Origin of the sequence: Lentimicrobium saccharophilum (assembly GCF_001192835.1) — a bacterium.
GTDB lineage: Bacteria > Bacteroidota > Bacteroidia > Bacteroidales > Lentimicrobiaceae > Lentimicrobium > Lentimicrobium saccharophilum.
The window spans coordinates 544882-559204 of the sequence record NZ_DF968182.1 but is presented as its reverse complement, the minus strand read 5'-3'; the positions used below and the strand labels follow the sequence as shown (position 1 = coordinate 559204).

The window sequence follows — 14323 nt, the reverse complement described above, 5'->3', positions numbered from 1 at the left end:
AACCAGGAAATTATGAAAGCGAATAAATGGATAGTTCCCCTTCTGATGCTGACAATGGTTTTTTTCAGTTCCTGCCAGGATTACCTGGATTTCGAGCCTGAAAATACCATTCCTGCAGAAGGCTTTTTTGAAACACAGGAGCATGCCGAACAGGCCGTCAACTCAATCTATGCGCACTTCCGTTCATGGGAAATGGTTTCCTTTGCGTTTATCATTATGCAGGAAGTACCTTCCGACAATGCCGTTAAGGGCAGTGCCGTAGGCGATGCATCTTTTATCAACGACTATGACAACTTTGCCTTCACACCCAATCAGTTTGTATTGAAGGACTATTGGGCCGGCAGATACCGTGGAATCAACAAAGCAAACCAGGCAATCACCAACATTCCGGCAATTACAATGAATGAATCGTTGAAAACCCGGCTGATCGGTGAGGCCAAATTCCTCAGGGCTTTGCTCTATTTCGACCTTGTGAGGGCATATGGCGATGTACCTACCCCGTTGTCTGTTCCGGTTGGCCCCGAAATCAACTTCAGAACCCCTAAGGCAAAAGTCTATGAATACATTGAGCAGGACCTGCTGGATGCCATGGCTGTGCTGCCGGATACCTATGATGCATCAAACAAGGGAAGAGCCACTGCCGGAGCAGCCAAAGGATTGCTGGCAAAGGTTTACCTTTACATGGAAAGATGGGGCGATGCCGAACGCCTGGCTACCGAAGTAGTATCCTCCGGCAAATACAGTCTTGAATCCAACTTTTACAATGTATTCAGGGTTGCAGCAGAGAATGGTCCGGAATCCGTTTTTGAGATTCAGGCCCAGCAGATTGAAGGAAACTGGGGGGTATCATTCTCCCAGCATGCTGAAGTACAATCTGTACGCGGTCAGTGGGGATGGGGGTTCAACATCCCGACCGATGACCTGGCTGCCGCCTTCGACGCCGCAGGAGACCAGATCAGGAAAGCCGCAACCATCCTTTACAAAGGCGATACCACCCCCGACGGGGATATCATTGCCGGAGTTCCTTCCCTTGAAGGGATAGAAGGCACCCCCCGGTACAATGGCAAAGCTTACTATCCGCCGGCTCAGCAGCTGTTTGGCCCTTACGGATCAGGACAAAACATCCGTGTGTTGCGTTTTTCCGAAATCCTGCTTATTCAGGCAGAAGCGCGCATCAGGCAGGGAAATGCCTCAGGCGCTGTTGAACCGTTGAAGCTGGTAAGAAACAGGGTAAACCTGCCTGAAATCAACTCACCTACCCTCGATGATGTATTGCTCGAACGCCGCCTTGAACTCGCCATGGAAGGCGACCGCTTCTTCGACCTTGTGCGCACCGGCAAAGCTGCTTCGGTGCTGGCCTCGAAAGGATTTGTCGCCGGGAAGCATGAAGTTTTTGCCGTTCCGCAGGAACTGATTGATCTCTCTGAAGGTAACCTGACACAAAATCCCGGATATTAAACCCGGTAATCATTGCCGGATATAACCTGAAAACGGAGAGTCACACACATATGACTCTCCGTTTTCATTTGCATCCTAATCCTGAAAATAGTAAATTCTGATACTATCCCAAAAAGTGTGTAAAGTGAGATTTTTCTAAATTTAAGGTTGCGAAACTTAAAAATTTAGAAGATGAAAAACCTACACTTTACACAAGAGCAAGTTACAAAGATTTTGGAAGAAATCGCCATAAAAGAGAATGGTTTACAGGAATTACAGAAGCTCAGCCTGGAAGCAATGATGCGAGCAGAACGAGAAGAACATAACGCCACAAATGGCGATATGAGTAATGGGTATAGACCTCGAAGGACATTTGGTCGGGGAAAAATTATTGAGCTTAGAGTGCCACGAAGCCGAAACGGGCAGTTTTACCCGATACTATTAAGCCTTTTACGTGATCAGGAAGAAGAATGCCGCAAACTTGCCTTTAATTTATATGGTGCTGGATTAACCACAGAGCAAGTAGGCCAGATATTTGGCGATATCTACGGAAAAGAATACAGCACAAGTCAGATAAGCCGCATGTTCGACTATGCCCGCAATGATGTACAGACATGGTTACAACGTCCTTTAGAGCCGTATTATCCCATTATAATGATAGATGCTACCTTTATCTATACCCGACGAATTGACCATGTTAGCAAAGAAGGATATTACACGATTTTGGGAGTCAGGGCCGATCGAACCCGGGAGGTGCTTGCAGTAATTAATTTCCCGACTGAAAGTGCCAATGCTTGGGAGGTCGTGCTACAGTCACTTAAAGAAAGAGGATTAAAAGAGATTGGGTTAATTGTATGTGACAGCCTTACTGCTATTGAGGATTCCATATGGAGACAGTTCCCGGAAACTGAGATTCAACTTTGTGCAATTCATCTGCAACGCAATGTAAACAAACACATTAAGCCTAAAGACAAAGCGCTGGTTGCAGAAGATTTAAAAGAAGTGCTGAGAACTGGAGATCGCAATGATACCGTTGAGAAAGGATATCAACGATGGCTAGAATTCTGCAGTAAATGGGGGAAATACTATCCGTCGATAAAAAGGATGGGAGAAAATAACCGCTATAAATTAAATTTCACCTACCTCGGATATGATTATAGAACCCATAATATGCTTTATTCTACCAACTGGATAGAACGGCTCAACAGAGACTATAAACGAACAACAAGAATGCGCGGCGCTTTACCAGGGCCAGATGCCACTATTCTTCTTTTAGGATATGTGGCTATGACCAGATCAGCATACCAAAGGAAGATCCCTAAGATTGATTATGAACAAAACAAATTTCACTGGGAAGAATGAATGGCAGCTCCACTTCGGCTACGCCTTCGTTCCGCTGCCATTCATTCTCAATTGAAACAAAAAAAATGAATACCTTTGAATTTAGAAGAAGAACTCATTACACACAAAAAGGGATACTACCTAAATTCTTTAAAACCATCGGAAGGATACCTGGGGTGATCAAACAATTCCAATCCTTCGTCCACTCAGTCATTCGTGGCACCTGCTGCCGCCCTGCCTGAATGATCCGGACGAAAACGATGCCCATCGTTAACCATAAACCAAACCGCCACATCCCCGGTCCTGTATTTTGATTTAATCTGCTTTGATCTTCTGCTGAGCGTCTTACCGGTCATGATCCGCTCTATCGTCCGCATATCCCGGTTAAACCCCACATCAAATGCCGTGGCATAAAATCTTGCCTTATCCTCATCATTTTTCCATTTGATGTGCGCGTACCTTTTATCCATGAGCTTCACAAACATCACAAGGTAACGCAACTGCCACTTTTCAGACTCCAGCCTGCGGGCCCGCTCACCCCGGGCTTTGGTGGTATTTGACAGTATAAACTTGTAAGGCCCCATTTTCTGTCGCGAATAGTTACGTTCAACCAGTTCGGCAAAAGACGCTTTCATCTGAAACCGGCCTGTCGAAAAGTGGGAATACTTTCGGCCGGATTGAATATACAAGGTCCGCAGAGCCCCTCCTTCAACCAGATCACGAAGCGCTGAGTATCGCATCATCTGAGGAATTACCGCGCTGAAGGCAAGATCGGGCCTGATTTTTTCTTCAAGTAAGGTATCAGCCATCCAGGGGTTTTTGAGCAGATAATCAACCGCATCATAGTACTTATTCCCCAGCTCATTTGAAAGATCTGGCAACGGGGCCGCGGACTCTGTCTGTGAAAAGATAACCTGCGAGAAAAAGAAAAAAGCCCAGCAGACCAGAAATAACCGGCAAAAAACAAAGGATTTACGATAACCTGTATCCACGGGCAGCTGTTCGGAGGGTATGCAAACTGAATTTATACAACAAAAAGCCAAAATTAAGAGAAATCCTGAAAAACATGGCAAAAAACTATACAATTTGACCGGCAATAATTCCTTCAGGTAATAAAATCAATCTTACAGAAAATTTTCTGTTTATAAAAAATAATCCGTCAATACATATATAATCATCGGGAACGTGTCAGGGTCAGACCCGGCATCCGGCTGAGTGTATTTTTAACACTTTTAATGAAAAAATACGCCATTTTATCAGAAAAAGATTAGCATCCTGCAATAAAAACTTCTATATTTGTGGGAGAAATTTTTACTAACCAAAACCAAACAACTATGAGAAAATTTACCCTTTTATTTGTTTTACTGTTCACCTTCGCAGGATTCTCGATGGCTCAGGTCGTTGAGAACTTTGAGAGTTTGAAGATGAATGTATTTGACGCAGGAGCCAATGGTTCGGTTTCTGTGGTTGCAAACCCGGATCAAGATCAAAACCTGTGGATTAAATCAAATTAGGCATAGAGTTTAGATAACCGAAAGAGGAAAAAATTAACATCACTTACACCTCTATATTGTTGTCTGAAAGCTTTAATCTTAGCATTAAAAGATTCAGCACTTGCATTGGTGCTTCGGTTATCGAAGTAGTTGAGGATTTTCCTATAATGATTCATTATTGTCTTGGAGATCGTGTTAAAGGCTTTAAATCCTGCTTTTTCGACCTTTTCATGCCATTTAGCGAGTCTGGTATATGCATAGATTTTCTCAGTTGTGGAAGTGTATATTCTTGATAAGCTTTGGGTTAATTCATAGGCCAATTTGATATCAGGGAAGCGTTCAAATAGTATTGCCGCTCTATCAGCCTGTTGTTGGGTCCAGTTCTGCTCACTTTTATAAAGCAAGTATCTGCTTCTGGCAAGAAGTTGCTTAAGGGTATCTCCGTTGGGTAACACTTCTGGAATAAATATCTGTTTGTACATTTTTGCTTTCTCAATAGCGTCATTCTCCTGATCCAATGCTTCCCACCGGTGTTTAATGCGTATTTCCTGAAGGGCTTCTGTTGCTAATTGCTGGACATGGAATCTGTCAATAACAATAGTCGCTTTGGGGAAACACTTTCGCACGATAAGATTCATGTTCCCGGCCAAATCCAAGGTAACCTCAATCACCTTATTGCGTTCTTTTGCCGGAAGTTGAGACAGCAACGGAATGATTGTTTCGGAGTTGGTGCCTTCCAGAATAGCTACCAGTGCACCTTTCTTGCCTTTGGCTGATTTATTGGTGATGATGGTATAAAGTTCACCCTGAGATAAGGAGGTTTCGTCAATCGAAAGATATGGCCCCAGATTCTCTGGAAAGATCAAACCCTTACTTGCATCTTTGCAGTGTTCCCATTGACTGAAATCGCTCAATTTGTTGCGATAATAACGTTGCAACTTCTTGCCTGGCACTCCATAAAACGACCCTATGGTTTGAATGCTATGAGCCTGGGTATCGGCCGATTTCTTTTAAAAAAGCAGCAAAATCCTTTGTGATTCGCGTCCCCTTAGCTACAAGATCCCAGTCTCTGAAAACTACTTTGCCTGTGTCTTCATTGAGCCAGCGTCGTCGTGTTATATGAAGAAATACATTATATCCCCTGATAGGAAAATCCTGGATAGTCACTTCATCGAAAAAACCTTTGGAAATAAGCTTATTGCCTCGATACTCATCGGGTTTGGTGTTCAACTCTTTGAGATAAATATGAAGGTTCTCACCTTCTTTTTTATGATGGGTTAATTCAAAATAATCTTCTACAGAATCTGGTAAGATAAGTTTTAAAAGCACCTTGAAAGAGTCGTCCATGGCAAAAAATTAGTTTCTGCAAAGATCTCTATTAACTCTTTGCTCCACAACTTTTGTGCATGATCCAAAATTAGTTTCTGCAAAGATCTCTATTAACTCTTTGCTCCACAACTTTTGTGCATGATCCGCAAACCCCGACCAATCCGGGATCAATACCAGCTATAACGTTGGAAAGATGGTTCGCGGTGGTGACGGACAACCATGGGCAGGCTGGTATGCGACGCTCAGCACTCCGGTTGATGTTACTGCCAACAAGTATGTACACATCAAAATCTGGAAACCGAGAATCAGTCCGATTGTTTTCAAATATGAACGCAGTGATCTGAATTCAGGGGATGTCAATCCGATTAATCCGCAAACCCTGACCGGACAATGGGAAGAGTTTGTATTTGACATGAGCATGGTAAGCGGGGAATATGTGAAAATAGTTCTCATCCCTGATTTTGAAGATCCTCTTACTCTTGTAGGTGACATTGAAATTTACTTTGATGACCTCTATGTAAACAATGACCCTACTCCCGGCAGTGCCCCCGTTCAGATTATGGAAGATTTTGAGCATATCCCATTGAACATCATGACCGGCGGTGCCGAGGACCTCAGCAAATTTACCCTCGTGCCGAATCCTGACAAATCCGGTGTAAACCTCAGCGATTATGTAATCAAGTTCGACCGCGATATGGACGGAGTTCCCTGGGGTGGTTTCTATTCGGCTACCCAGGTGGATGTGACCGAAAACAAATTTATGCACGTAAAAGCATGGAAACCCCGTGTCAGCCCGGTGAAATTTAAAATTGAAGCCGGTGCGGCCGGTACCCTCGAGGTTGCTTCAACCAATGAGCAGACTGAAACCAATGTATGGGTAGATTATGTATTTGATTTTTCGGAAAAAACAAGTACCTATCCTACCATTGTTTTCATGCCTGACTTTGCAGATCCCGTTGGCCTGACTGAAGATATCGTCATCTATTTCGACGATATCATTCTCAACAATGACCCGAACCCCATGACTCCTCCGTCCCTCACCATCAATGTTGACATGAACGGGACCGGTGATATGACCGGTATACCTATGTATATTGCCGGCGCTTTCGGTGGTATATACGGCACATGGAACGAGCCGGGTACAAACCCCAACAACGAGATGACTGACCCGGACAGCGATGGTATTTATTCTATTACCATGTATCTGCCCGACGGACTCTATCCTTTTAAATTTTTCAAGGGCGCAGGCTGGGGCAACGGTGACCCCGCTCCGGGCGGCGACCGTAACCTGCAGTATGCAGGCAATATGAATGTTACCTATAAATGGGGTGTTGACGGCCTGCTCAGCGTTCCCCAGAATCCGCTGGCAGAGCAGATTAAAATGTACCCCAACCCGGTTAGCAATGAGCTTGTAATCAACAGTTCGGCCAAGGTTAAGGAAGTAACCATTACCTCCATGCTTGGTCAACTGGTTGGCACCTACAGCCTCAACAGCAATGGCAGAACTTCCATCAATACCTCTGCACTGGGCAACGGTATGTATTTCGTGACCTTTGTTGGTGAAAACGGACACAGGTACGTACAAAAACTTGTCAAGAACTAAACCTTTAACAGGTATAACGCAAAAGCTCCCACCACGGGAGCTTTTTTTTTATGCCCGGAAGTCATGCCACATAAAGCGGCGCGATGGTCTGCAATTATTATGCAGGATCTCAAAATGTGCAAAATATTGTGATGAACCGCCTCAGCAATGCCAGCCTGCAAATATTGTTTTGATTCAGAAATTTAAACCTTTCCGGAGGAATGCTGTTTAAAACCAATATAAGGTTCAACAATCATTTTCAATGGAATATACAATCCTGAAGCCTTCAACCGAAGGCACAGTGGTTTTGCTTACCATCAGCAGGCCATCCGCCCTTAATGCCCTCAATACCAGGTTTTTTGAAGAGATGGATCATTTTATTACTACCATTGCTGCTGATCCGGGTATACGGGCATTAATCATCACCGGTGAAGGTAAAGCCTTTGTGGCCGGCGCCGATATTGCTGAAATGGTTGGTAAATCGCCGGAAGAAGCCCGGGCTTTTTCAGCCGTAGGGCAAAAAGTTTTTAACCGCCTGGGCGATCTGCCGTTCCCGGTTATTGCAGCCATCAATGGTTTTGCGCTTGGAGGAGGCATGGAGCTGGCCATGGCCTGCGATTTCCGCATTGCATCGGCAAATGCCCGCTTCGGGCAACCGGAAGTCAACCTGGGCCTGATACCAGGCTATGCCGGTACACAGCGACTACCCAGATTAACCAACCTCGCGGATGCACTCTACCTGCTTACAACCGGAGAAGTGATAGATGCGGAAACCGCCCTGCGTATGCGTCTTGTACAGAAAATCGCACAACCTGAAGAGTTACTGGATGAAGCGAAAAGGCTGGCCGTCCTGATTGCCTCAAAAGGCCCGCTGGCAGTTAAACTGGTAAAAGAAGTAACCCGTAAAGGGCTTGAAATGAGTTTTCACGATGCTGAAAAACTGGAACAAAATCATTTTGGAGATCCCTTTGGCAATGAAGGCAAAGAAGGTATGACTGCCTTCCTGGAAAAAAGAAAACCCAACTGGTGATCACCGCAAACCATTCACCGCTGCTCCGGGGAAATCCGGACAGCAGGATGCTGATTCGCACTGAACCTGAAAACCCGAATACATATAAATATGGAATACACAGAAAGACTATCGAATGTAACCGTGCTTGGCGCTGCCGGCAAAATGGGCAGTGGTATTCTGCTGCTGTCGGCCCTTGAAGTGGCCGATGAGATGCTGAAACCCGGAAACAGGGATAAGCACTTCGTGGTAAATGCCGTGGACGTAACTTCCTCCGCGTTACCGGGACTGATGAAGTACATCAGGGCGCAGGTGCTGAAAGCTGCCGAGAAAAAAACGGTGCAGTTGCGGAAGCTCTATGCCGGCAGAATGGAGCTGATCGAGAACAGTGAAATCATCGAAGCCTATATTGATGATGTGATGGGGATTATCAGGCCCGGAACCCGCATTGAAGCTGCTTACGACAGTACCCTGATCTTTGAAGCCGTCAGCGAAAACGCGGGACTTAAAACCAGGCTCTTCAGGCAAATCAACGAAAATAACCCGAATCAGCCATGGTTTTTTACCAATACCTCCTCCGTGCCCATCGGAGGCCTTAATATGGAAGCTGAACTCGGGGGAAGAATTCTTGGATTTCACTTCTACAATCCCCCTGCCGTGCAGAAACTGGTTGAGCTGATCACTATAGACTCCAACAGCGGTGAAATGAAACAATTTGCCCTGCAACTCGCAAAAAACATGCGAAAAATTGTCGTTCCCTCCAACGATATTGCCGGTTTTATCGGCAACGGCCATTTTATGCGTGATGCACTTTATGGTATTGAACAGGCAACGGAACTGGCCAAGGGAATGCCCCTGCACGAAGCCATATATGCAATCAACAGGGTCAGCCAGGATTTCCTGATGCGCCCGTTGGGAATCTTTCAACTGATCGATTACGTGGGCGTGGATGTAGTCCGGTTCATCATGAATGTAATGAATCCATACATGAGAGAAGAAGACCTTCACAGTCCGCTGCTCGACCGGCTGTTTGACCTCGGTGTTAAAGGAGGCCAGTATGCAGATGGCAGTCAGAAAGATGGCTTCCTGAAATATGATAAAGGCAGGCCTGTTGCGGTCTTCAGTCCCGACAAGGGAGATTACATCCCTGTTTCCGGCTTTGACAGTAAGGTTGATGGCATGCTTGGCGCTTTACCCGGATCTGCCCCGGCCTGGAAAAACCTTGTGAAGGCTCCGGATAAAGAAGCCATTGCAGCCAGGGCTTTCAACGATTATAAAACCATGGGTACCATAGGCGCTTCGATGGCTCTTCAATATGCCCGCAAATCCCGTGAGATTGGGATGAAGTTGGTGAGCAACGGGGTAGCAGCAACGGCCGGAGATGTAAATACGGTATTACTGACCGGATTTTTCCATGCCTATGGCCCCATCAATGATTTTGTTGTATAGATAAACGATCAAACGGATGAAACCCAGTAAGAAGATATTTATGATTGCCGGTTACAATACCATTTCGATGGGAACCGGAAGAAGAGAATTCAACCCGAAAAAGGAACGTCCCGGATTAGAACATTATCTGAAGGAAGCAGGACTTGGAGCGCTTCAGCAGATAGGCGGAGCCGGGAATGTTGACGAGGGGGTTGTCGGTAATTTCATGGCTTCCCGGTTCAACAAACAGGCACATCTTGGCGCCTTTTTAGGAATGATAGATCCGCAATTACGATTGAAACCATCCACACGTGTTGAGGGCGCCTGTGCTTCAGGTGGTCTGGCTCTGGTGACCGGTATCAAATCGGCCCTTTCGGGTTCAGCCGAAGTTGTACTGGCCCTTGGTGTTGAAGTTCAGAATACCGTGAAAGCCATTTACGGAGCCGACATTCTTGCGGGAGCCGGGTGGTTTCAGCGGAGGAAGGAAGGCCATGCCTATTTCTTCCCGGACAGTTCAGCGACCGGGCCGGGGCCTATTTTGAGAAATATGGCAGGGAGAAATCCCGTAAGGCTTTTGCCCGCTGGTACCGCAATGCCATTGAAAATGCCCGCCTCTGCCCTACCGCCCAGGAATATGAAAACAAAACCGCAGACCTGGAAGCGCTGGCTTTAACGGAACCGAATCCCAGGAGTTTTACCGACCATCTGAATGTATTTGACTGCTCCAAGGTTTCCGATGGCGCTTCTGCCATCGCCATTGTAACGGAAGAAGGACTGAAGCGCTGCGGTGTTGCACCAAAAGATGCCGTTGAAATATTAGGCATCGGCCATGCTGCCGACGACCTGACCGCCCTGCCTGCCGATCCGGCAAGGCTGGATACCGTTGCCCATGCCGTAAAAATTGCCCTGGAATCGGCAGGAATAACGGCCGGCGACCTGGCTACCGTGGAAACCCATGACTGCTTTACCATTGCCGGAATTCTCGGGGTGGAAGCCATTGGCCTGGCCCCTCAGGGTAAGGGGGCAGACTTTGTGCTGGAAGGGCATACCGCCCGCGACGGGAAGATTCCTTTCAACACCACCGGCGGACTGATCGGCTGGGGGCATCCCACCGGGGCCACCGGCGTGCATCAGGCTGTTACCATCTGGGAACAACTAACCGGTAAGGCCGGTGCAGCCCAGATCAGCATACCGACGGAAAAACCTTACGGACTCACCATCAATATGGGCGGTGACGACCGCACCGTGGTCGCTATCGTTTATAAAAAGACTGTTTAACTGAAACCATAAATCTGGTCCGGTGCCCCGCAGCGCCGGACTTTTATTTTGAAAAGCATAGAACTACCAAGTTGGTGCGCATCTTAGTCTTCTGACGCGTACCAACATCAAAAACCAGTCTTCCTCAGCAACTTTGTGCCGGAAATTTAGTTTATGGATACACAACCCCCAGTGTTGGTGCGCGTCTTATCTTCTGACGCGTACCAACATCAAAAACCAGTCTTTCTCTGCAACTTTGTGCCGGAAATTTAGCTTATGGATACACAACCCCCAGTGTTGGTGCGCGTCTTATCTTCTGACGCGTACCAACACTCATCATGTTACTCAATAAAATCAATTTCTTTATCTTTATTGATACCAAATATTGGCTTTTATCTTAATTATCGATTGATCAGTCTGTAAAAAAATCCGGCTTATGTCAGAGAAATATAAAGCTATTGATCCTGAATTGCCATATTTTGTAACATTTTCCATCATTGAATGGATGCCATTGTTCCGGTCTTCTGATTATGCTGATATCATTGTAAATTCTATCCGGTATTGCATGGATAATAAAGGTCTTGAATTGTTTGCCTATTGCATAATGCCTACCCATTTACACATGATAATACGGGCTGTGGGGAAAGGGCCCGGACCAATAATGAGAGATCTGAAAAAATTCACATCCAGTGAAATAACCAGAGCTCTGAAATACGATACTGAGAATTTAAACATGATTGTGGCTTTTAAAAAAGCAGCATCAGATATCAGACGAAATAAATATCTGAAAGTATGGCAAGATGGTTATCATCCGGAAATGATATACTCGAATAAATTCTTCTTTCAAAAGCTGAATTACATCCATATGAATCCTGTAAAGGGTGGAATTGTTGAGCTGCCGGAAGATTACTATTATAGTTCAGCCAGAAACTATGCCGAATTGAGCGCACCTTTGGAAATAATTATTCAAAGTATTGAATTAGAGACACTATAACAGTTAACGATATTCCTGCTGCGCCCCGGATCGGTTTGAGGTTGGTGCACGCGTCAGAAAATAAGACGCGCGCATACTGCGTTTTTGATGGCAGGTATAATTCTAGTTTGTGGCTGGGGCATGAGTCAGAAGATAAGACCTGTGCAAACTGTTATTGGTTCAGTGTGGATTTATTAAGGCAGTTTGCACGCGTCAGAAAATAAGACGCGCGCATACTGTTAATGGTTCCCGTGTTGGTGCGCGTCTTATCTTCTGACGCGTACCAACACTCATCATGTTACTCAATAAAATCAATTTCTTTATCTTTATTGATACCAAATATTGGCTTTTATCTTAATTATCGATTGATCAGTCTGTAAAAAAATCCGGCTTATGTCAGAGAAATACAAAGCTATTGATCCTGAATTGCCATATTTTGTAACATTTTCCATCATTGAATGGATGCCATTGTTCCGGTCTTCCGTATATGCTGATATCATTGTAAATTCTATCCGGTATTGCATGGATAATAAAGGTCTTGAATTGTTTGCCTATTGCATAATGCCTACCCATTTACACATGATAATACGGGCTGTGGGGAGAGGTCCCGGACCAGTCATGAGAGATCTGAAAAAATTCACATCCAGTGAAATGATCAGGGTTCTGAAATACGATACTGTGAATTCAAACTTGATTGAGGCTTTTAAAAAAGCAGCATCAGATGTCAGACGAAATAAATATCTGAAAGTATGGCAAGATGGTTATCATCCGGAAATGATATACTCGAATAAATTCTTCTTTCAAAAGTTGAATTACATCCATCTGAATCCTGTTAAGGCTGGAATAGTTGAGTTGCCGGAAGATTACTATTATAGTTCAGCCAGAAACTATGCTGAATTGAGCGCACCTTTGGAAATAATTATTCAAAGTATTGAATTAGAGACAATATAACAGTTAACAACATTCTCGTTACGACCCGGATCAATTTGAGGTTGGTGCACGCGTCAGAAAATAAGACGCGCGCATACTGCTTTTTGGTGGCAGGTATAACTCTTGTTTGGGGCTGGGGCACGCGTCAGAAAATAAGACGCGCGCATACTGCTTTTTTGATGGCAGGTATATCTTTTGCTTGTGGCTGGGGCACGCGTCAGAAAATAAGATGCGCGCATACTGTTAATGGTTCCCGTGTTGGTGCGCGTCTTACCTTCTGACGCGTACCAACACGGGAAGAAAACCAGCTTTCCTCTGCAACTTTGTGCCGGAAATTTAGTTTATGGTTACACAACCCCTATAGAAACGATGAATTCATTACTTCAACCCCTTAAACTCAGGAATCTCACCCTTAAAAACCGCATTGTGATGGCTCCGCTGACCCGGCGCCGTGCCGGTGAAGGTGGCGTGCCTGTTGAAATGAACGCACTTTATTATGCACAAAGGGCCTCTGCAGGGTTAATTATCGCTGAAGCCAGTCAGATTTCACCACAAGGTGTTGGTTATTTGAACACCCCGGGAATCCATACCCCTGAGCAAGTCGAAGGCTGGAGAAAAGTGACCGCCGCCGTGCATGATAACGGCGGCCTGATCTTCCTTCAACTGTGGCATGTGGGTCGCGTTTCACATTCTTTGCTGCAGCCTGACAATGCCTTGCCGGTATCGGCTTCAGCCTTGTCGGGAGGCGATTACATTACCACCCCGCAAGGTAAGAAAGCAATGGAAGTTGCCCGCCCGCTAAGACTTGACGAAATTCCCGGGATTGTAGATGATTACCGCAAAGCCGCCCGCAATGCCATGCTTGCCGGATTCGACGGGGTGGAAATTCATGCCGCCAACTCCTACCTGCCTGACCAGTTTATGCATTCCTCCTCGAATATCAGGACAGATACTTACGGTGGCAGCATCGAAAACCGTTGCCGGTTCACCCTGGAAGTAACCGATGCAATATGCGCCGAAATCGGCAGAGAACGGACCGGCATCAGGCTTTCACCCTCAAATATCCGGTATGGTATGGATGACCCCGATCCGGCGGGATTGTTCGGCTACCTGATTTCAGCACTGGATAAACGGAAGCTGGCATATCTTCACCTGGTTGAGCCGATGCTGCCACTCGACGGGCATCCGCACATGATCAGGCAGGTTGCCGCATATTTCAGGAAATACTTTTCAGGAACATTAATTACAGCCGGGAATTACAATCCTGAAACTGCAATAGCAGCCGTTGATGCCGGTTACGCCGATCTGGTTGCCTTTGGGAGGTTGTTTATTTCAAACCCCGACCTCCCGAACAGAATTGCGCTGAATGCCCCACTGAACGAACCGGACAAGGATACGTTTTACACCCGTGGACCGGAAGGCTATATTGATTACCCGACATTGAACGGAGCGCTTTCCGGCAGGTAAACATGGAAGCGCAGAAATTATATACCGGATGTGTCATGGATTCGATAACACATCCGGTATTATTGTTTTGAAAAATA

The 14323-nt window shown here is 45.7% G+C and carries 14 protein-coding genes; 11 read left to right on the top strand and 3 right to left on the bottom strand.

All coding sequences use genetic code 11. The annotated features are described in order from the left end of the window. The first annotated feature begins 12 nt into the window (after window positions 1-12). On the top strand, window positions 13-1458 hold the full coding sequence (locus tag TBC1_RS01940; protein WP_172668804.1) for a RagB/SusD family nutrient uptake outer membrane protein: 1446 nt from the start codon (window positions 13-15) through the stop codon (window positions 1456-1458). 171 nt (window positions 1459-1629) lie between these two features. Continuing rightward, window positions 1630-2799, top strand: a complete 1170-nt coding sequence (locus TBC1_RS01935) for an IS256 family transposase (protein WP_062037726.1) — start codon at window positions 1630-1632, stop codon at window positions 2797-2799. Between the two features lie 185 nt (window positions 2800-2984). Here the strand turns inward: TBC1_RS01935 and TBC1_RS01930 are convergent, their stop codons facing one another. Then, window positions 2985-3587 carry a hypothetical protein gene (locus tag TBC1_RS01930; protein WP_172668803.1) on the bottom strand — a complete coding sequence of 201 codons (603 nt, stop codon included), beginning with the start codon at window positions 3585-3587 and terminating at the stop codon, window positions 2985-2987. Window positions 3588-4112: 525 nt separating this feature from the next. Between TBC1_RS01930 and TBC1_RS01925 the strand changes: the two genes are divergently transcribed. After that, window positions 4113-4292, top strand: a complete 180-nt coding sequence (locus TBC1_RS01925; protein WP_062037719.1) for a hypothetical protein — start codon at window positions 4113-4115, stop codon at window positions 4290-4292. Here the strand turns inward: TBC1_RS01925 and TBC1_RS01920 are convergent. Together TBC1_RS01920 and TBC1_RS01915 are read right to left on the bottom strand one after the other, a co-directional pair. Further along, window positions 4289-5224, bottom strand: a complete 936-nt coding sequence (locus TBC1_RS01920) for an ISAon1 family transposase (protein WP_296296203.1) — start codon at window positions 5222-5224, stop codon at window positions 4289-4291. The genes TBC1_RS01925 and TBC1_RS01920 overlap by 4 nt on opposite strands. A 28-nt stretch (window positions 5225-5252) precedes the next feature. After that, entirely contained in the window at window positions 5253-5618 is a 366-nt protein-coding gene (locus TBC1_RS01915) for an ISAon1 family transposase N-terminal region protein (protein ID WP_062037712.1), read from the bottom strand. A gap of 175 nt (window positions 5619-5793) precedes the next feature. On the opposite strand from TBC1_RS01915, the gene TBC1_RS01910 reads away from it, so the two are divergent. The 8 genes from TBC1_RS01910 (at window position 5794) to TBC1_RS01880 (ending at window position 14246) form a co-directional block, all read left to right on the top strand. Then, complete coding sequence (locus tag TBC1_RS01910; RefSeq protein WP_062037709.1) at window positions 5794-7203, top strand: T9SS type A sorting domain-containing protein; 1410 nt, start codon at window positions 5794-5796, stop codon at window positions 7201-7203. Between the two features lie 241 nt (window positions 7204-7444). Continuing rightward, entirely contained in the window at window positions 7445-8212 is a 768-nt protein-coding gene (locus tag TBC1_RS01905) for an enoyl-CoA hydratase-related protein (protein ID WP_062037706.1), read from the top strand. A 90-nt stretch (window positions 8213-8302) separates the two neighbouring features. Continuing rightward, window positions 8303-9640, top strand: coding sequence for a 3-hydroxyacyl-CoA dehydrogenase family protein (locus TBC1_RS01900; protein ID WP_062037703.1), 1338 nt, complete (start codon window positions 8303-8305; stop codon window positions 9638-9640). 16 nt (window positions 9641-9656) lie between these two features. Beyond that, window positions 9657-10292: a hypothetical protein gene (locus tag TBC1_RS18140; protein ID WP_236695628.1), complete on the top strand. Its 636-nt coding sequence runs from the start codon at window positions 9657-9659 to the stop codon at window positions 10290-10292. Then, window positions 10217-10897 (top strand): thiolase C-terminal domain-containing protein, encoded by a 681-nt coding sequence (locus TBC1_RS18210; protein WP_262490423.1) that lies wholly within the window; start codon window positions 10217-10219, stop codon window positions 10895-10897. The genes TBC1_RS18140 and TBC1_RS18210 overlap by 76 nt, the downstream gene beginning before the upstream one ends. Before the next feature lie 415 nt (window positions 10898-11312). Beyond that, on the top strand, window positions 11313-11870 hold the full coding sequence (locus TBC1_RS01890; protein WP_062037700.1) for an REP-associated tyrosine transposase: 558 nt from the start codon (window positions 11313-11315) through the stop codon (window positions 11868-11870). Window positions 11871-12242: 372 nt separating this feature from the next. Further along, entirely contained in the window at window positions 12243-12800 is a 558-nt protein-coding gene (locus TBC1_RS01885) for an REP-associated tyrosine transposase (RefSeq protein WP_062037697.1), read from the top strand. 348 nt (window positions 12801-13148) lie between these two features. Beyond that, window positions 13149-14246 carry an alkene reductase gene (locus TBC1_RS01880; RefSeq protein ID WP_062037694.1) on the top strand — a complete coding sequence of 366 codons (1098 nt, stop codon included), beginning with the start codon at window positions 13149-13151 and terminating at the stop codon, window positions 14244-14246. Window positions 14247-14323: the final 77 nt, after the last annotated feature.